Origin of the sequence: Lentisphaera profundi (genome assembly GCF_028728065.1) — a bacterium.
GTDB classification, from domain to species: Bacteria; Verrucomicrobiota; Lentisphaeria; order Lentisphaerales; family Lentisphaeraceae; genus Lentisphaera; species Lentisphaera profundi.
On the sequence record NZ_CP117811.1, the window covers coordinates 1,012,059 to 1,032,330 of the forward strand.

Genomic DNA, 20,272 nt, shown 5'->3' on the forward strand with positions numbered 1-20,272 from the left:
AATAATTTTTTAGAAATATGAATAAATCATGCCTGATTACAATCCTAGCCACTCTCTTAGGAGTCTTCACTCTGAGTGCGGCGGAATCGTCATTGAAATTAGAGACAGCGTCGCCGCTTTCCTTGGGGCTTTCCAATGTTAGCAAGTCCCGCTCTGCTGCAACTCAGGCGGTCGATCGGACGGTCGATGCAAATGTCGGCACGAAATGGTGCGTCCATCATGGTGGCATACCAGTAGTGTGGCAAATGGTTTACGAGCAAGCAAGCAGCACGCCCTTGCAAGGCTATTCCTTCACCTCTGCTGGAGATGCTCCGACACGTGATCCAATTGAATGGAGACTTGAAGGATCCAATGACGAGGGCAGCAATTGGCTGCTCCTCGATGAAAAGAACCTAGGCACACCATTTGAACGGCGTCGCATGACTAAGCGCTTTACTGTGGATACTAAGCAGTCCTTTAAGGCATACCGTTTTGTGTTTAAGCCGCATGACTCGTCGCATTTTCAGGTCGCTGAAATCGAGCTAGAATTTGCGCAAGACTCATCTTCGCTAGGGCCCTTGAGTTCATCGGCGGAATCGCCACTCAAGCTAGAATACGATCGTCCGAGTCGAAGCTGGGATGAATATTTGCCAGTGGGCAATGGCTCCATGGGTGCGATGGTCAGCGGACGCCCCGATATGGAGCACCTGCAATTGAACGAGATGACGCTGTGGTCCGGTGATCCCAATCCGGTCGATAAGACCGCTGTCGTGGGTTCACCCGAAATTTTTCAAAAAGGGCATCAACTCTTCCGCGAAGGCCAGATTGATGAGGCCCAAAAGGTCCTCAATAAGGTCATGGGGCTACGCCGCAATCGCAGTTACGAGGCTTTGGGTGATCTGAAGCTGGCGTTCACGCATAGCCTAAGCCATGCGAAGAACTACCGCCGCGAATTGGACTTAAACGACGCGATGGTGAGAATATCGTACGAAGACCAAGGCGCCACGTTCACCCGTGAGGTCTTTGCCAGCTACCCTGACCGGGCGATTGTGGTTCGTTTGACTGCCAACAAAAAGAACAAGATATCTTTCGAGGCCAAGCTCGACCGCGAACGCGGCGCTTCGACTCAATCCATTGGTTCTGACACGCTGGTGATGCGTGGCCAAACGGCAGCCGACGGCCTCACCTTTGAATCTCGAGTGCGTATCGTCAGCACGGGTGGCACGGTAAAAGCCGATGCCAATCTCATTCGAGTGAGTGACGCGGACGAGGTATTGATCTTTATTGTCGCCGGAACCAACTACAAAGACCCCTACAGCCTGGGGGAGGACCCGGCGGTCGCCTGCGAAAAGAATTTATCCAGTGTCAGTGCGAAAGGGTGGAATGCTCTAAAGCAGCGCCACCTCAAGGATTACCAGGGACTTTTCAACCGAGTCACCCTTGATTTGGGCGGCGAAGAAAAGGCCGCCAAACCCATTAGTGAGCGACTTGCAGCCATGCAGGAGTGGGCCAAGACGTATAAAAGAAGCGGTTATCAAGACGGAGCGGTCTCGCCGGATCCGCAACTGATCAGCCTCTTGTTCCAGTATGGTCGCTATATCCTGATCAGCTGTTCTCGGGAAGGGGCGGTCCCCGCAAATCTCCAGGGGATTTGGAGTGAAGACATCACCAATCCAGCCTGGTCGGCCAGTTACACACTCGATATCAATCTCGAACAGAACTACTGGCCGTCGGATGTCGCCAACCTGAGTGAATGTGCCGAGCCGCTTTACCAATTTATAGAGGCCTTCGTGCCCGCTGGCACAAAGATCGCCCGTGACGTATATGGCGCCCGTGGCTGGGTGCTGGGCCTGCGGACTGACGCCTTTGCGGGTGCGGTGATCGGAGGAGCACGCAGTATTATGACATGGACTTTTGGTTCGGGCTGGTTGTGCCGCCATCTGATGGAGCGTTACAACTACAGCGGCGACGCTGAGTTCTTGCGAAACCGCGCCTATCCGCTGATGAAGGGGGCGGCTCAATTCTATCTCGATACACTGGTCGAAGCTCCGCAGGGAACTTCCGTTGCCGGGAAACTGGTGATGTTCCCTTCGAACTCGCCCGAGAATACTTTCACCGACCGGGACGGCAAGAAAGGCCACGTCACCTATGGTTCGGCGATGGATACCCAGATCATGATGGAGCTGTTCCAGAACTGCCTGGAATCACAGCAAATCCTGAAGATGGATTCGGCTGAAGAACTGGCCTTTAAGCGGGAATTAGAGCAGGCGATGGCAAAGCTGCAGCCCTATCAGGTTAGCAAGGCGGATGGGCGACTGTTGGAGTGGCCGGAAGAGTTCAAGGAACAGCATAGTGGACACCGCCACTTATCGCATCTCTATGCGCTTTATCCTGGTGACACGATCAATGCCTCCACCCCAAAACTCCTTGAGGCCGCCCGTAAATCACTGGAGGTACGCACCAGTGGAGGTGGCGGAGGTACCGGTTGGAGCGAAGGCTGGGTGGCACCGCTTTGGGCGCGACTGGGCGATGGAGACCGGGCTGCGTTCGCTTATGACCGTATGCTGGGCACCCTGATGAACAACAATATGTTTAACCAATGTCCCAGTAGCAAGGGGGCCCAGCGCTACCCGGAGTATTGGTGGGAAGGTTTGGACTATGTCATGCAAGTGGAGGGCAACCTGGCCGTTTCTGGGGGGCTGCCTGAATTACTGGTGCAAAGTCATCTGCGCAATCCGGATGGCTCATTTCTGATCGATCTGCTGCCGGCACTGCCGGACGGCTGGCCGACTGGTTCGGTCACTGGCCTGCGGGTCCGTGGCGGCTTTGAAATGGATATCGAATGGGCAGCCGGAAAGCTCAAACAGGCCTCCGTCACCTCCATTGCGGGCGGCACAGGCACCCTGCGCTACGGTGATAAAGTCGTCAAATTGGATATGCAGCCAGGGCAGGAAATCAAATTTAACGCTAACTTAGAGGAACAATAGAATGAGCCGATTGCTGAAAACGATAATTACCGCCCTGTTTGTCGCGGGAGTAAGCATGCTGCCCGTGATGGCAGGACAGGCCAAGCCCAATATAGTTATTATTATTAATGACGATATGGGGTATGCCGATATCGGCTGTTTCGGGGCCCCAAAAATCAAAACCCCCCGTATTGACCAAATGGCTAAAGAGGGGCGCCGGTTCACGAACTTTTATATGGCTGCATCTGTCTGTTCCCCGTCACGGGCAGCGCTGATGACTGGATCTTACCCTCAACGAGTAGGAGTTGAGCATGTAATTTTTCCGGACAGTGGTCATGGTCTTGATCCGAGCCATTTCACCCTTGCAGAGCTTCTCAAGTCTGCTGGCTACGCTACGCTAGCTCCCGGGAAGTGGCATTTGGGGGATCAAGCAAAGTATCTGCCCACCAATCAGGGCTTTGACTCCTTTTATGGAATTCCCTATAGCAACGATATGGGGCCGGCAAAGAATATGAAATACGCCGATGACTGCACGTTTCGTGAAGGGCTTTCTCTGGAAAAGCTAGCGGAGGCATTTTTACAGTCGAAGGGAAAAAAGCGAGTTTTAGGTGGTAAAGTTCCACTGATGCGCGACGAGGAGTGTATCGAATTTCCGCTTGACCAGACCACGATCACCCGACGGCTTACCGACGAAGGCATCAGCTTTATTGAAAAGAGTGTTAACGAGGATAAACCTTTTTTCCTCTACCTGGCTAACCCGATGCCGCACATTCCGCTTTATGTCTCACCTGAATTCGAAGGTAAAAGTGCGGGTGGAAAATATGGTGATGTTATTGAAGAGATCGATTTCAATACGGGACGCATTCTCGATGCCCTGAAAAAAAACGGTGTTGCCGAGAATACCCTCGTTATATTCACGTCCGATAACGGGCCATGGTTAATTATGCGCGATCGTTGTGGTTCGGCAAAACCATTCCGCGACGGTAAGGGATCAAGCTATGAAGGCGGGCAGCGGGTGCCCTGTGTGATGCGCTGGCCCGATATGATCCCGCGAGGAACCGAATCGGCAGAATTAGCAACAGCCATGGACCTGCTGCCAACATTTTCCGAAATGACCGGCGTTGCGCTTCCGCCCGAGCTGAAACCTGATGGGCATTCTATGTTAAAGCTGATGACAGGCGATCCGGAGGGCAAGACGTCTTATGCAGCCTTTTACTTTGGCCACAGAAAGAATAATAGTGCGGTGCGGTGCAAAAATTGGAAATACAGGAAAGGACCTCGCAACGGAGTGTGGTCTGGCATCAAGACGAAAGATAACCCGTCTGTCGAGCAACTCTTTGATTTGGCCAAAGATCCTGGTGAGACCACTAACCTTATTAAACAGTACCCTGAAGTGGCCGAACGCTTAAAATCCAGCTATCACAGCTTCCGACTATACCTAAGCGACGATAGGCCATGGCGGCTATAGTGACATCCGTTACCAAGATGATCCTGAATATATCGAAATAGATTGATGGGCCCGGCGGTAGAGCAAAGGCCGTTCGGCGCATGATTGACAAGCTTAGAAAAAGTTTAACTCAATAAATAAGTGGTTCTTCGTAGATTTTCGTGGAGGAGCAGTGAGGTGCAGAGAACATTTCTAGACCGGATTACAGGATGGACAGGAAATTTTTCAAGTTCTCACAAGCATTTCATTCAAGCCAGGATCCTAAATCCACCCTGGAAAACCCAATAAAATAAACATATTGACATAAAGAGGCTTCGATTGACGGGATGCGATCTTTCTATTTTAAGAATCTAGATGATCCTGTAATCCTGTCAAAAATATTTGAGAGAGGGGGCAATGCAGTCCTGTTCTCACTAAATTCTACGAAGAACCAAAGAACAAGGAGCTGAGCAAGATGGTCATGGAAAATATCGCATTCAAAATGAAACTGAAGCCGGGGATGAAGGCTGAGTATATCAAACGCCATGCCGAGATCTGGCCCGAGCTGAAGCAGCTCCTGATTGATACAGGCGTTAGCGACTACACGATCTTCCTCGACGAGGAAAGCAACACGCTGTTCGCTGTGCAGAAGGCTTCTGGCGAAGAAGGTTCTCAGGATCTTGGCAAACTCGATATTGTGCAGCGATGGTGGAAGCATATGGCCGATTTGATGGAGACGAATCCCGATCATTCTCCGCTAATCGTGCCCCTGGAAAAAGTCTGGCATATGGATTGAGGGGGGCTAATGGTAGGGAACTTAAGGGGTTTTAGGTGGGTTTTTGCGAAGCTAGTCCGCCCGCGGAGGCTCCTAATGGTAGGGAACTTAAGTGTTTTTTAAGCTTGTGTACAAGATTTTAATTGGCCCGCGGGGGCTCCCCGCTCGCCGAAGGCATTTAAATATGGGGCTCCGCCCCAAACCCGCCTAAGAGTGCAAGCACCCTTAGGAATCCCGACGCTAGTCGCTTCGCGCCCGCGCTTAATTTTAACCTTAAATTTGCTTAAGTTCCCATCCATTAAGGGCTCCCCGCTCGCCGAAGGCATTAATAGATAGGGACTTTGTCCCTAACCCTACTCAAGGGCGCGTAGCGCCCTTAAGGATCCCAGCGCTTGTCGCTACGCTCCTACACTTAAATCTTAGCAGAAATGAGTACCGTACTATATTCAATTCACACTTAATCCATCCGCCTGGTCAAGGAGTGGCAGCTCCTTGCAGGGTTTGGGGCAGAGCCCCATATATAATTAAATAAAAAAAAGCTTAAGTTCCCATCCATTAAGGGCTCCCCGCTCGCCGAAGGCATTTACATATGGGGCTCTGCCCCACACCCCACTCAAGGTACTGCCGTACGGGCCAATAATTTTATCCGCCTGTGTGGCAACACCCCTTAAGAATCCCGACGCTAGTCGCTTCGCGCCTACACTTAAATCTTAGCAGAAATGAGTACCGTACTATATTCAATTCACACTTAATCCATCCGCCTGGTCAAGGAGTGGCAGCTCCTTGCAGGGTTTGGGGCAGAGCCCCATATATAATTAAATAAAAAAAAAGCTTAAGTTCCCTACCATTAAGGGCTCCCCGTCCGCCGGAGGTATTTATACTGGGGCAGAGCCTCTAATGCGTGGGAACTTAAGAGATATTTGAGCTCGAAGAGCTTAGCAATGTAGCCATGGACCTAAGTCCGTGGTGTTTGAATAAGAGCATTGTGCGTGCCGAAGCTACGCTGCAGAGCGTTTCCTTCATACCTTCGGCATGAAAATCATTTTTTTAACAATACCCACCGGATAAATCCGGTGGCTACCCAACTACATACCTTCGGCATGTGCTTAAGTTCCCACTCATTAGAGCGAGTACATGGGAAATTTCACTATTGTCGGGGCGAAAAATGAACGGGCAATCGCAAGAATCTCCTGCCATGTCAGCTGCTGTCCGCTAAGAACGGCGCAGTTCGTATGGCTGAGTAAATACAGTTAAGTTATCTTTGGTTTTCGGCTGAATTCGTGATTTGGCTTGAGGATCAGGGCAGTAAACGTTGCATGAATTCGATAATAGCTGCATTTATATAAATGACATATATTGACATGATGATAATTAGGTATTATACTCTATATTATAAGATTCAGTTGATTAGTAATAGTGATTATTCAAGGATGTAAGTTTATGAACACAAAAATACTTAAGCGTTTTACTCTGATTGAGCTACTGGTGGTTATAGCGATCATTGGCATTTTGGCGAGCTTGTTATTGCCTGTGTTAGGTCGGTCAAGGGATAAAGCTCGAAGTGCCACTTGCAAGAGCAACCTTAGGCAAATGGGCATGGCGATCAATATGTATGCAGACGATAACGATGGTTTTTTTCCCCAAGCAACTAGGTTAGGTTCGGTATCATGGGACGACGATATAGCCACCTATATGGGGCGAGATATGCCTGAGGCCGCGATACTCCAGACCCCGTTGGATCACTCGACTTACAACATTAATGCACAGGCCCTCCAATGTCCCTCCGACGCCTCAGTGTCCCCGATAGCGCCCAATCCCAAGTGGCGTCAGCGTGGCTATATTGCTATAGGAGTAGAGGTGCCTGAAGCTCAATGGCTTAATTACGGCCCAATTGCCGTAGGCTACAAAGTCAGTATCTCGCAACTACCTGATCCTTCCGGGACATTCGTCCTTGGCGATTTTGACCATGCGGGCGGTTGGAACTTGGTAGGGTTCAACGGTGTCTCATATAGGTGGAGGGGGAACCAATTTATGGAACATACTACTTCAAAGGGCCTTCATGGCTCGGGGAAATTCAATTATCTTTATGGCGATGGTCACGTCAAGCTAGAGTATATCGGCCACTGGGGTGCTAGTGAGGCAGGCCCCTGGACGGCTGAAGCCGGAGATTAAAAAATATCTTTACGAGCCATAAATTATTATCCATAAGCTAGATATTATTGTCAGTTGTTAAGATAATCAGAATCATTTTTTTCAGTTAACGAATAGGTGGCTCTACCAGCTTTGGTCGAGCGCTATTTTTGAAAAGCTCACTTTAACACGACGGGCTAAAAAAAAGCGACGACTGAAGTCGTGGGTGAATTATATACTAAGCCGATGAATCTTTAGTTCTTAAATGCGGTTTCTCTAGGGATTATCAAGAGACTAAATGGGACTTCATCAGTTGGACTCAGCGGATGGCGAAAGGGTATAACTAATAGATCAAAATGTCCAAGGGCTTAGTACAGTTATTCAAGAAGGAATCACCCGTATGTGGTCTATGGATTTTTATTTTTCTAAGACGCGGATTTACACAATCAACAAAATTTAATGGGAAAACATGAAGAAACGATATCTGATTTTAATGGCGGCGGCTTTGAGTTTGAATACTGCAATAGCGCAGCAAGATAAAGCTGTAATTCTGCTTGAACCGGCAAGCAAAAGTAATAATCTGAAGATCACTAAAACAGCTGATAAGGCTTATGTATTTGAAACCACAGGTGGAGATCCACATGTGGGGCTGAAAGCGAGCATTGCTTATGAGAAGGAAAAGGCTTATGTACTGGCGTTTGAATATACCAAGCTAAAGGACAGTGGAACGCTCAATGTTTTCATAAATTTTAAAGGCTTGAAAGGAAAAAGGAAAGACGTGCCTTTAGTAAAAACTGAGGTATGGACAAAAGCCTATATCGACCTTACAGATGGTGGCAAGGCGTATGAGGCGGCGATTAAAGGCCTGCGCATTGATACTCCCCCGGCAAAAGGCAAAAGCATAAAAATCAGAAATTTACGGGTCGTTAAAGCGACCAAAGAGCTGTTACAGCGTTGTGCCATAGGTGATATGGTCGATATACTGGATACACTCGGCATTGAGCCTGGAAAGTTGACTGCTGACCCCTGCGGAATGGATACGGTTCGCTATTCAGACAATAGCAGTACTGGTATTGTAAAAAGCGCCTACGGTCATCTGGATTTTGATGCGCGCACAAAGCAGGCGTCAAAGGAAGCGCAAAACAAAGCACTTGTTCCACTGGGTCCGATCATCGTGGCAGGTGAGGGGGAGCATGCTGATAATCACACCGTGGTAAGGATTTTCAGCAAATACCAGGTGCAGGAAGTTCAGTTTCTTGCGTATAATCCATCGGTGAAAGGTGGTGTCGGCGTCAATTCGCTATCCATCGGCGAAGGCAAATACGGTTTTGTCTGTCATCCTCTGATAGATACAAAGACGAACTCTATTAAGCTTTTCAACCGTTATGGAGGTCTTTTAAAAGAGATTAAAGTCGCTGGTATGCAGCCGCCTTATATTGTTGCAGCCGGGGAGTTTTATAAAGGTAATTCCGGCAAGGAGATTGCGGTCGCATCGCGCTACGCTGCTGACGGCCTTGTAGTCTTTTCACTAAAAGGAAAACGCTTACTTAAAGTGTCTGCACCTGTAAACAAAAAAAGTACTGACGGTTACCACTTAGCTTTAATCAAAAAAGAAGGTTCAGCTAATCAGCTGGTGTATCAGGATATTAAGGCTCAAAAACTGTACTCATTTGACGGCAAATCAAAATTCCTCTCTTATGCTGGTAGCTATACTCTTCCGGGCAAAGCGCGGGTGTTCAATAGTGCGTACCCAGATAAAAAAATGACTGCCGGAGAAAAGCAGGATATTATATCTACCTTGTATAGCGTGAACAAAGATGGTGAAACAGTTGCACTGGATGCTGGTCTCCGCGAAAATACCTTCTTTTATAGCGTGCATAAGACACACGGAGGAGCCAAGGACCCGTGGCCCGATTTTCCCGATTCAAAATATATCAGAAACTGTGAAGATGTCAGTCTGTTTCAGGCACAAGACTGGGCTTCTTTGCCGAAGACTGGCAATATTAAAAATAGATCTCATCAAGAATGGCTGGCGGGAATGAACTGGGGAACACGTGATTTTATTCCCTTCCCCACAGTGAGACGCGAGCGCTCAATTGAACAATACGATGAAGGCCAGCCGGGAACATGGAATCTTAACTTTACTCACCGCTGGCGAATAAATCAGCAGCAAGCTCTGATGGATGTTGTTGGTGAAAAGGGGCTGCCGGAATATCTCTGCCTGAACAGAAAAAATGAAACACTCAGCAACGGCTATTTTGATAAGATAAGCTTTACCTATGGATCATACAATTTTGAGCAAGCTGAACTACAGGACTTTTACCATCTTGTGCAGTGGGAATTCCATAAACGACTCGCTGTGCCCTATAGGAAAAACCCGGAACACCTTACCATTGTAAAACCAAGCCATGAGAACGAGGTGAACTCCGAGGCGGGATCAATGGGCGATTACAACCTTCACAATATCAAAGGTTTTTATCGCTATCTTCTGGCCCTTCACGGAAGTGTTGAGGCTATAAATAAACAATTTGGCACAAGTTTCAGCGATACATTCTTTGATGCTCCAAGGGATGCCTTAAGGGGTGACTGGGATAAGTATTCGTACGAGAATCCTTTTTACAAGGAATGGATCGAGTATAGCCGGGTATCTGTATACCGTCGTGTTGGTGAAGCCCAGCTGGGTGCGCTTCTAGCGGGGATTCCGCCACAACTTATACGTAGTCATCAGGTTCCAAGTAAATTTATCACCAAACAAAATATGGGACTTGAGGATAAAATCCGACGGATTTCACCCGTGGACTGGTTCATGACAGCCGGCACGGGGATGGGATATACTCGTTACGGAACATGGTTCAAGAATAAACACACGATGGCCGAAGCTGCATGGTCAAGTGGATTTGATGATTATTACAACGGTGAATATACCTCAAAAACCGGTGATCCTCAGCTGGCGTGGGAGCAGATGGAATTTGCTATTCACAAGGGTCTGAAAGGTGCATTGGTGATGGCGTGGCCTGATCCGAAGCACATCGGCTATAACACAACGATGATCTCGGCCTTGAAGCGACTGCACGAAGAGTACGGCAATACGCCGCTACCGGGACTTGCAGGCGGTATCAGCCAGGTTCGCGCTTACAAAGGTAAAGAGCAGGCGTATGATATTGCCGCTCTCGGTTGCACTGAGAATAATACCGGCCTGATTAAGAGTTTAAGCGCGGATGGGAGTTTTGAAGGTACAGTATACGTATCGCCCTTCCACGCTCGAGTAGATGTTAAGACTCTGCTTGAGAAGAGCTCAATCAAAGTGAGTTCTGAGTTCGAGGAACTCTGCGAACTTAAGGATATTCGCCAGGGCTGTTTGGTCGAAGTCAATTTCACTATTCCGGAGGACGTCGATGCTGAAGAGCTCGAGATTGGTATATTCCGCAATAATGTAAAACTGCCGGGATTAAGATCTATTCTTAAGAATGTGTCGGGCGGTAAGAATGTTCGCCTGGTATATAAATTCCCGATCATCATGGATAATGTGACAATAAAGATCTCTTCGCCAGGCAGTGCTATGCCGTGGCTACTAAAGTGGATATCTTCTAGTGTTGAGATAAGAGATCTTGCGGTGTATCAACATCAAGATATGGCAATGAATCTGACTCGTGACATCTGGACCGGCGAACGCCACAAAGGCGGCGTGACATTTGACGTAATTCCCGAGTAAGGCTTGGTATTAAGCGCTGACTACAAAAAGGCAAAGATTAGCAGCGTGATAGGTAGTGGTGTTCGGGCTTATGCCGAGCACAGAACAACACAAAAAAACGTCACTCTTAGTTTTTTTAATTACTAAAGAAGAAAATAAAAATGAATGTAGCATCAAAAATCATTAGCACTTTAATTGTCAGCCAAGTAAGTATTCTTGCTGGACAAGTAGCTGAATGGACTTTCGATAAGCGAAAAAACACCTTGGCCGATACTTCAATTAGTCAAAAGCATCAAGCAAAAATGCTTGGCAAAGCCGCTAGATTTGGTTTCAGAGGCTATGACAAAAGCACTAAGTATGCGGCTAAATTTGAAGGTAGGGAAGATAGTATGATCCTTGTTGATCCGCATCAGGATCTACAAAGTAAATCCTTTTCATGCCTCGTCCATACCAAGACGGCAGTCAAACGCGACGGCAAATACAGGGCTGTAATTTACTCAAGAAGGCAAGCAGGATTTTGCCTCTACCAAGGCCCCAGAGGCAATTGGCAAATATGGATAAAAGGCGATAATGCTACTTGGAACAAGCATATCATTGCTGCTGTGAACGAAGACCAATGGATGCAATTTCTGATTTCATACAATGCAAAGGACATCAATCCTGAAAATGAAAATCAAGGACGATTACTTGTATGGCAAAATGGTGAGCTAAAAGTCGACACTTATAGCGAGTACTTACCGTCTATGACTAAACTAAGTATTGGCGCTAATAGTGTAGGCACCGCTAACTACAAAGGCTTAATTGACAACATTGAAATTTGGAACGAAGCCATCCTAACACTCAAAGAACAGCCTAAGCAGCTTTCTCCTCAAATCACGGAAAAAGAAATTAAACTTGCGAAAATACGCTTAGCTGAACTCAATTTTGATAGCGACGCTAATATCACTTTATCGGGAGATGATGCCGCATCTTGTTTCATTAGGGATCATAGTGTTTTCTTGCACAAGGGCGTTGACCTAGAGGCTAAAAAACAGCTTTCAGTAAGCGTAAGTGTAAATGCAGGCTTAATTGCAAAATCTTCTTCAATAGAATTATTGATCCCTATTTCTAGTCATATGATCACTAGAACCAAATAAACAAAGAAAGCATGCTGATGTATTTCTTTCACATTTTATAATGCGATTAAGTAGATAAGGCCGTAGAATTTTTTACTGGGTGTGAGCACACGAAGGACTTTGCCCCTCTTTATGGGTAATCGTGATCTTTTTTTGTTTTCAATTTTGTCAATACATGTCTCTAGTTAGAGGTTTTTATTGAAGGTAGCAGGGAGATAAAATGTTATGAATTTTTTTAAATATGTAAAGGAAAGAATGGATGTATTCAATGTGTTTTAATTTTCGAATAGTGCTCTGTCTCTTGTTTTCACTTAGTCTTCTGGGAGAAGAAGGGCTGGTGAATTTTGTTGATCTTAAGAATCTTAAAGAGCGAAGTTCTAATAGATTTATTGATGAGATCAATACTCAGTTAATGAGGAATGAATCGCTTGTTTTTTGCAGTGATCTGCAGGCTAGAAAAGCCCGTTTGTTATTCGATCCGATCAAGCTCCTGAGTGTTAAGCGCGCCGATGGTTCTGCTGATTTTGTAGAGGGTGAGGATTACCTGGTCAGTGCGGATGGATGGTTGACGCTGACGGCGAATTCGCGAATTCCGGTTTTGAACTACTATTCGAAGACCATGGATCGTGTGCTCTATCGCTTTGTGGATGTAAAGGGAAAAGCCTTCTATTCACCTGGCGGCACTCGCAAGCATTCCGATTGGGATATTGTGGTGAGCTACACCCACGCGAAGGGGTCGCTGGATGAAATGGCTGCGGGCTCGCGGGCATCGAGTCTGACCGTGCCCTTAGAAAAATTGCGGGACAAGCTGCCCTTGAATGTTACGTTTTTTGGCGACAGTATCACCTTCGGTGCCCAGGCTTCATCGCTGGGCAAGGGTGTTTTTCCTTATGCTCCAGCTTACCCCATTCAGCTTGTAGACGCCTTAAAAAAACGTTTTGAGTACGAGGGAATTCACTATGCAAATAAGGCAGTTGGTGGCAAAACTACCCTTTGGGGGGTGAAAGAAATTAAGCAGCTTATGGCAACTAAGCCCGACCTTGTGGTTCTGGCTTTCGGGATGAATGACGGATCTGGGGGGGTAGCGACTTCAAAATACAAGGAAAATACTGAGACAATGATTGAGGCCTTACGTTTAGCTAATCCAGATGTCGGCATTGTCTTGGTCGCCGAATTTTCTCCAAACCCTGAATGGGGCAATGCCAATTATGAGCGCCGCAAGCAGAACCGCGACGCGCTTTATGAGCTTTACTCCAAATACGACAACATGGCCTTTGTGGATGTCGGTGCGGTATCGCGGCAGATTGCCAGTCGCAAGAAGTTTCAAGATTTTAGTGGCAATAACATCAATCATCCCAACGACTTTATGCATGCCGTCTACGCGTATCTGCTGGAAAGCGTCATTAGCACCAGCGCGCAAGAGTAAGCCTGCTAGCAGCCTGTCGGACTTCTCTCCGTTCGACTACAAAACAGTCGAACTTTGCCGGATCCATGCCCGAAAATCGTTGAATATGTCCATATTCGTCTCATTTCGGACAAAAACCTGCTTTATTCTGCCCCTTTTTCCTTACGAAGCTCAAAGTCCGACAGCCTGCTAGGATCCATTTAGCCCTAAGCATCAATCCGTCAGCAAGGGCCCTCATGGGTGGAACTTAAGAGATATTTGAGCTCGAAGAACTTAGCGGACGATTAGTTCTGGCAATAATATAGAGTGAAAAAGTATTAGCTAATAATGCTGAAAGCATGAATTAATAAAGCCCAATGGCGTAAGCCTTGGGGAATATGATTGTCAATATATTATGAATGCTGTAAGCATGGATTAATGCTTTGATCCGTTCCTTCAGAACTCAGTTATTCAAGTATTTCTCACCCCTAGCTCTCACGAGCTAGGCTTGATTAAGCCATGGCTTCAGAATTCAAAAGTAAATCTAATTCATTGCCAAAGTAATAGGGCCGAAGGTCCGGCCGACCGAGAGCTGATAGAGAGCTTTCCGTGTCATTCCGTGATCTTCCGTACTTAAATAAATCTCTTGACTCCCAGATGGGCTTTAGGAAGTGCTGAATATGTCATTATATGACTTTTATAATATTCACAAGTAAATCAATTAAAGAGAATTCTAAAGCTTAGCGGACGATTAATCCGGCAATAATATAGAGTGAAAAAGTATTAGCTAATAATGCTGAAAGCATGAATTAATAAAGCCCAATGGCGTAAGCCTTGGGGAATATGATTGTCAATATATTATGAATGCTGTAGGCATGGATTAGTGCTTTGATCCGTTCCTTCAGAACTCAGTTATTCAAGTATTTCTCACCCCTAGCTCTCACGAGCCAGGCTTGATTAAGCCATTCCTTCAGAATTCAAAAGTATATCATTTTTTTAACAATACCCACCGGATAAATCCGGTGGGTACCCTACTACATAGCTTCGGCATGTGCTTAAGTTCCCACTCATTAGAGCGAGTGCATGGGCGATTTTTTCTGGATCGGGGCAAAAAATAGCTAGGGCCGAAGGTCCGACCGAGAGCTGATAGAAAGCTTTCCGTGCTTAAATAAATCTCTTGACTCCCAAGTTGTGCTTTAGGGAGTGCTGAATATGTCATTATATGACTTTTATAATATTCACAAATAAATCAATTAAAGAGAATCCTAAAGCTTAGCGGACGATTAATCCGGTAATAATATAGAGTGAAAAAGTATTAGCTAATAATGCTGAAAGCATGAATTAATAAAGCCCAATGGCGTAAGCCTTGGGGAATATGATTGTCAAGATATTATGAATGCTGTAAGCATGGATTAGTGCTTTAATCCGTTCCTTCAGAACTCAGTTATTCAAGTATTTCTCACCCCTAGCTCTCACGAGCTAGGCTTGATTAAGCCATGGCTTCAGAATTCAAAAGTAAATCTAATTCATTGCCAAAGTAATAGGGCCGTAGGTCCGACCGACCGAGAGCTGATAGAGAGCTTTCGGTGTCATTCCGTGCTTAAATAAATCTCTTGACTCCCAAGTTGTGCTTTAGGAAGTGCTGAATATGTCATTATATGACTTTTATAATATTTACAAATAAATCAATTAAAGAGAATCCTAAAGCTTAGCGGACGATTAGTTCTGGACTAATGTAATCGAGCTGTTTGTAGTCTGCGCCCTCAATTTCTATGACTCTGAGTTGATGAGCGAGTGCATGGGCGATTTTTTCTGGATCGGGGAATAAACTAGTGAGTTGATGGCTGCGGGCAATTTCACTATTATCGGGGCAAAAAATGAGCGGGCAAATTTTATCAACGCTGCTTAAACTCGAGATGAGGAACTGTGCATCTTTATCAGAGAGAGCAAAGTAGGCATCGCCTTCTTGGTGATCTTCGGCAACTTGTATCCATTGATCGATCATTTGATTGTAGTCCATGGGAAGGATTAGCTCTTCAATTTCGGCAAGATTCCGACCTTTCTCCAACCAGACTTTTTTAAATCCGGTAACGCGGAAACTGAATTGTTCATGCCAGAAATCTGGATAATTTTGACTAATACCAATGAGTTTCATGCGCTTTATTTTTGGGTTGTGATGGTCGATGATGTGAGTAGCTAAAGCCTCGCCACCACAGACATTATCAATGCGCACACCTCTCGGGAGGTGAAAATTGATAGGGCTAAGACATGAAGTGACTATTTTGTTTTGTTTTTGAAAATAGGCAAAGGCCTCGGGTATCCAATCAACATCGCCAGCTAAAATAATGGCGTCAAAAGCCTCGAAAGATTTTTTAAAAATTTCACTTTTATCAAAATAAATTTGGTAGTCGACTTCGAGGTTAAAGCTTTTTTTATGCTGCTCAAGAGCTTGATAAATGCGACCATAAAAATCATTGCCCAAGCCCTCTTTATTTTTTTCGCCAATAAAGCAAAGTTTGATAGGCTCACCAGTGTCAAGGCTATTGGGGACAAATTTGGGATTGGCTTTGTAGCGCCCATTAGTCATGGGGTAGATATAGTTCTCTTCATAAAGTCTTTTTAGGAGAGTCGAAATCGTTTGTCGCGAGATATTATACTGTTCGCCAAGAGTCCTTACAGGAGGGATCGGCTTGTTGGTCGGGAAAGCGCCTGCAGCGATACTCTCTTTGAGTGATAGTAAGATGCTATCAGACTGAATTTGAACGGATTGAAAGACTTTATCTTTAGACATTTAAATCACTCCCGAGAAGATTTTGTGGTGAGTTGCGTGTGATGACTTTGCCCGGAATGATACTTGGAGCTAAGTCATCTTGGCTACGCAATTGCTGAATGAGTGCCGTGCAAAAGGCTTTTATATCTGAGCCTATACTTGAGACTGATAATTCGTCAAGGCTAGGGTGCTCATCAGCGATGGCGACGACGGCCTGAGGGAACCATTGTTCTTGTTTAGCTAAAACATTGTGAAGTTCGGGCAGGTAATCGGGAGAGAAGACAATAAAAGCGTTCTTGTCATCGCTATCTTGAAGCTCATTTTTAAAGCTAGCTAATCGTTGAAAAAGGTCTTTTTCCACCGCAATAGTTTTTATGTCGCGCTCCAGTTTACCGGCGCGCAACCAAGCTTTTAGCAGACCTAAATAATAGAGTTGCTCGATGGATGAGTTTTCATCGCTAGATCTGACCACAACAAGCTTAGTGAAATGATCGCCACAGACTTGTTGGCCAGCTAATTCTCCATAGTGGAAATAATCAATTCTAACGAAGGGTGAATAGGGTGTATCGAGGGCTGGATTGAGGGCGACATTGGCAATTTGCTGAGTCTTTAATTGTGGCTGGATTTTTTGTGCCCAAGGAGCGGCGAGAATAGTGGCATTATAGCCGGAAAAATCTTTCACAGAAGAAGTGTATTCAGCTGGCTGAGCGCTGAGTGAGTTAGTGATTTTAAGACCTTCTTGGTGTTCACAGAGATACTGAAATATTTTCGCTTCAAGGGGATCTTCCAAGTAGCCCTTGCCCTGACTAGCAAAGAGTAGATTTAGAGGTGCATCTCCTTCATTTCCAAAAATAAAGCGCGGGTGAACTTTGTAGCGACCCGTCTCGTTGCTGATCAAGTATTGCTCTTCGCAGAGTTGACTTACGGCATTCCAGATAGTGTGGCGTGAGCTACCAATGGCAGTCGCTAACGTTCGCAGGGGTGGTAGTAGTCCCGCGGTAGAAAAATCACCTTGAACGATGCGTTCTTTGATGATCTGACTGACGTCTTTTTGGCCGAGGCGTTTTTTAGGTGTAGGCATAGGTAGAACTCTTTCATTAGCTTTACTTATAAATTAGTTTATGATAGCTTAGCTATCAATGCTGATTTTCTTATAAAACCCAGATTAGCGTAAAAATAACAATGACAAAGATAATTTTTGTCAAAAAATGTCTATCTTGAGTTTAAATACAGCTCTTTTCAAGAGTGCGAGAAGCCAATGGCTAAGAAGCACGAGTCTGAATGGAGAGCTTTAGTAAGGACAGAGCTTAGGGGTTTCTGAGCGACACGAAGAAAAGCCTAAGCAGCTTAGTTGTTTTACAGTCTGTTATGCCAGTAGTTTGGACCTTGTTGTAATTGCATGATAGCAATGATAATAATTTCATCATCTTCTATTAGGTAAATTACACCATAAGGAAACCTATCGGTAATGCAACGACGTGTGTTTTTAGAGAGCTGTGCCCAAGCTTCAGGAAAGCCTAGTATGTGATCAATGCTTTTATAAACTTCAGATGCAAATTCAAAACCTAAATCTTCTTGACATTCATTGTAATAATCTACGGCCTGTTCAAATTCTTTTTCTGCTTGCGGGTCAAACGAAAAATTCATTTTTTCATTTTGTTTTGGATTTTCCTAAAAACTTGATCGCCAGGAATAGTTTTCACTTCTCCTGACTTTATTTTAGAAACTCTTTGCTCTGCAACTTTTGCCCATTCAGCATCAATACTAGGATCAGGATGATTTAAACTTTCCAAGAGTCTGCTTGCTAGCATAGCTCTAATATCTACCGGAAGAGATACCATTTCTGAAATTAGTTCTTTTGTGTTTAGCATCTGATTACCTTAGTGTTTGATCATGCTCTATAATATGGAACTGGATTAAGTGTATTGCAATTTGGTTTCTAAATTTCTTTTTTAGCTAAGGAGCAGGATCAGCATTTGGCGCGTAAGTGGCAATAGACTGCATCCACTTATTTGATGTTCCATGTCTTGTGTTTCGCTATCTTTGGAGGTTTTGCTTGCGGGTCGTGAAACCAAGTAGCTTTAGCTATGCGGAGGTAATCGCCAAGTGAGAGCTCAGTCTCCGTCATCCGTCCTTTGACAATCGCTAGATACTCGTCGGCTAGGTTTATCGTCTCATCGATAAATACTTGCAGCTCCTTAAGCCCGTCGATCATTCCCATGATCCCATCCACTTGGGTTTTGCCTGCAGTTATCTTACCGGGCCAGCGAATGAAAAAGGGAACATGGGGCCGTCTTTCCATGATGCTATTAAAAGATCCTTTTTTATAGAATGACTTACTCGCTTGTTTTGATTCTTGAGGTCCGTCCTAGTGGCCAAGGTGATTGATGTGCACTGAAAATATTTTTGAATGAGCGAGCTTGTTTGAGTTGAGCTTTATAATGGGGATTTCTGATTGGTATATAGCGCGTCTCTACCGTGCTGTTGATCCAGTGATTGAGTTTTTTGAAGAGTTGCTTGGTGCGTTCGGGCTCATGTTGCGATAGGTTGTTTGCTTCTGCTAAATCGGATTTCAAATTATAGAGCTCGAGGCCACCCTCCCAGTTTAAAATGAGTTTCCAATCACCTTGGCGAATAGCCGAGCGTGGTGCAGTGAGTGCGCCTTTTGTGAGGCCGACTTGAACATAAAAGGGGTAATGCCAGTAAAAGCTATCCCGTGAGTAGGCTTTGCTTTGGGGATCAGCTAGCAGGGGTACGAGTGATTGTCCATCGCCATAAGTCTTGTATGAATCTAAACTTTGACCACTTAAATCGAGTAGGGTGGGGAAGATATCGTTGATGTCGACTGCACGATCACAGGTTTTTGCGGTGTACTTGCTTGGATACCAAACAAAGAGCGGGACGCGAATGCCGCCTTCGTAGAGCAGGGCTTTTTCGCCTTTGAGTGGAGTGTTATTAGTGATTGTTGCCTTGCCATTTTCGTCTGGGTGAACGATGCCACCATTATCGGACATAAAAATAATAATAGTGTTGTCGAGTTGATTAGAGTCTTTTAAAGTCTGTATCATTGCACCGACGCAATCGTCCATCGCTTTTAGCATGCCGGCATAAGTGGGGTTGCTCTGCTGATTCCAGCCGCGAGTCTTTTTTTGAGCAAAATGTTTAATGTCGGCTTTTTTGGCTTGCAGAGGAGTGTGAACCGCAAATTGACAGAAGTAGAGTAAGAAGGGCTTGTCAGATTTTTGATTTTGTTTGATGTATTGGCAGGCTTGCTCGGCGAGGTCGTCGGTGAGGTAGTCCTTGCCCGTTGCAGCTCCGCTTTTTCCTTGATGAAGTTCGCTTTGCGCCATTTTTTCGTGCTGTTTTTTCTTGAGATCCCAGCGTTTCCGCCAGTTAAAATAGGGTGAGCCACCGGCATCAAACCAAGCGATTTCTTCAAAGCCCTGATCGGCAGGTGCAAAGCCTTTTGAGCCGTGACCGCCCAAGTGCCATTTGCCGATAAAGGCCGATTTATAATCTGTCATAGCTTCCGCAAAAGTGACTTCGTCCAAGGGTAGAGCAATATTTGTCATTGCTTGAGTCAGGGGCCATGGAGCTCGATCGGTTTTGTTGAAAAAGCCATCTTGTGCAGCAAAGCCAGCAGGGGGTGTCTGTCCTTGGTTATAATAAGTTTCATAGAAGCCTGGGGTAGCGGTCATAAAGCCATGTCTTGAGGAGTGTTTACCGGTGATTATACTCGAGCGGCTCGGGGAGCATAAGTTAGAGGCATAGGCCTGGGTGAACATGACCCCTTGATCGACTAATTGATCAATGTGGGGCGTCTCGTAAAAAAGTTCAGATCTATCGATATTTTTGATTTTACTGGCATAGGCCGCCAAGTCCATATAGCCTAAGTCATCTGCTAAGATAAAAATAATATTGGGCTTTGTCGATGATTCTTTAGACTGAAGTTGACTGCTATGGAGCATTAAGCAAGTACTTATCAGACTGAAAAATTGAAGTGTGGAAATGATTTTCATTTATTTATGACTCCGTG

At 45.6% G+C, this 20,272-nt stretch carries 13 protein-coding genes and 1 pseudogene; 8 read left to right on the top strand and 6 right to left on the bottom strand.

The genetic code is table 11. The annotated features are described in order from the left end of the window. The first annotated feature begins 92 nt into the window (after positions 1-92). The 8 genes and pseudogenes from PQO03_RS04205 (at position 93) to PQO03_RS04240 (ending at position 13,508) form a co-directional block, all read left to right on the top strand. Positions 93-2,966 carry a glycoside hydrolase family 95 protein gene (locus PQO03_RS04205; protein WP_274151377.1) on the top strand — a complete coding sequence of 958 codons (2,874 nt, stop codon included), beginning with the start codon at positions 93-95 and terminating at the stop codon, positions 2,964-2,966. A 1-nt stretch (position 2,967) separates the two neighbouring features. Continuing rightward, positions 2,968-4,413, top strand: coding sequence for a sulfatase family protein (locus tag PQO03_RS04210; RefSeq protein ID WP_274151379.1), 1,446 nt, complete (start codon positions 2,968-2,970; stop codon positions 4,411-4,413). 439 nt (positions 4,414-4,852) lie between these two features. Then, positions 4,853-5,167, top strand: a complete 315-nt coding sequence (rhaM, locus tag PQO03_RS04215) for an L-rhamnose mutarotase (protein ID WP_420792850.1) — start codon at positions 4,853-4,855, stop codon at positions 5,165-5,167. Positions 5,168-6,586: 1,419 nt separating this feature from the next. Beyond that, a pseudogene (locus PQO03_RS04220) lies at positions 6,587-6,877 on the top strand (type II secretion system protein); the annotation flags it as partial. 300 nt (positions 6,878-7,177) lie between these two features. After that, on the top strand, positions 7,178-7,318 hold the full coding sequence (locus PQO03_RS04225; RefSeq protein WP_274151806.1) for an H-X9-DG-CTERM domain-containing protein: 141 nt from the start codon (positions 7,178-7,180) through the stop codon (positions 7,316-7,318). Positions 7,319-7,745: 427 nt separating this feature from the next. Then, entirely contained in the window at positions 7,746-10,988 is a 3,243-nt protein-coding gene (locus tag PQO03_RS04230) for a hypothetical protein (RefSeq protein ID WP_274151383.1), read from the top strand. A gap of 140 nt (positions 10,989-11,128) precedes the next feature. Beyond that, on the top strand, positions 11,129-12,103 hold the full coding sequence (locus tag PQO03_RS04235; RefSeq protein ID WP_274151385.1) for a LamG-like jellyroll fold domain-containing protein: 975 nt from the start codon (positions 11,129-11,131) through the stop codon (positions 12,101-12,103). Positions 12,104-12,350: 247 nt separating this feature from the next. Next, positions 12,351-13,508 (top strand): SGNH/GDSL hydrolase family protein, encoded by a 1,158-nt coding sequence (locus PQO03_RS04240; RefSeq protein ID WP_274151387.1) that lies wholly within the window; start codon positions 12,351-12,353, stop codon positions 13,506-13,508. A gap of 1,666 nt (positions 13,509-15,174) precedes the next feature. Here PQO03_RS04240 and PQO03_RS04245 read toward each other — a convergent pair. From PQO03_RS04245 to PQO03_RS04270, 6 genes are all read right to left on the bottom strand, one after another. Further along, complete coding sequence (locus PQO03_RS04245) at positions 15,175-16,257, bottom strand: GntR family transcriptional regulator (RefSeq protein WP_274151389.1); 1,083 nt, start codon at positions 16,255-16,257, stop codon at positions 15,175-15,177. Then, a complete protein-coding gene (locus tag PQO03_RS04250) occupies positions 16,250-17,317 on the bottom strand; it encodes a GntR family transcriptional regulator (protein ID WP_274151390.1) in 1,068 nt (355 codons plus the stop codon). Before PQO03_RS04250 ends, PQO03_RS04245 begins: the two co-directional genes overlap by 8 nt. 275 nt (positions 17,318-17,592) lie before the next feature. Further along, complete coding sequence (locus PQO03_RS04255) at positions 17,593-17,883, bottom strand: type II toxin-antitoxin system RelE/ParE family toxin (RefSeq protein WP_274151392.1); 291 nt, start codon at positions 17,881-17,883, stop codon at positions 17,593-17,595. Beyond that, the gene (locus PQO03_RS04260; RefSeq protein ID WP_274151394.1) at positions 17,880-18,107 is read right to left on the bottom strand and encodes an addiction module protein; all 228 of its coding nucleotides are present in this window, start codon (positions 18,105-18,107) and stop codon (positions 17,880-17,882) included. Before PQO03_RS04260 ends, PQO03_RS04255 begins: the two co-directional genes overlap by 4 nt. Before the next feature lie 137 nt (positions 18,108-18,244). Beyond that, positions 18,245-18,538: a hypothetical protein gene (locus PQO03_RS04265; RefSeq protein ID WP_274151396.1), complete on the bottom strand. Its 294-nt coding sequence runs from the start codon at positions 18,536-18,538 to the stop codon at positions 18,245-18,247. A gap of 34 nt (positions 18,539-18,572) precedes the next feature. After that, the gene (locus PQO03_RS04270) at positions 18,573-20,255 is read right to left on the bottom strand and encodes a sulfatase (protein WP_274151397.1); all 1,683 of its coding nucleotides are present in this window, start codon (positions 20,253-20,255) and stop codon (positions 18,573-18,575) included. Between the last annotated feature and the right edge of the window lie 17 nt (positions 20,256-20,272).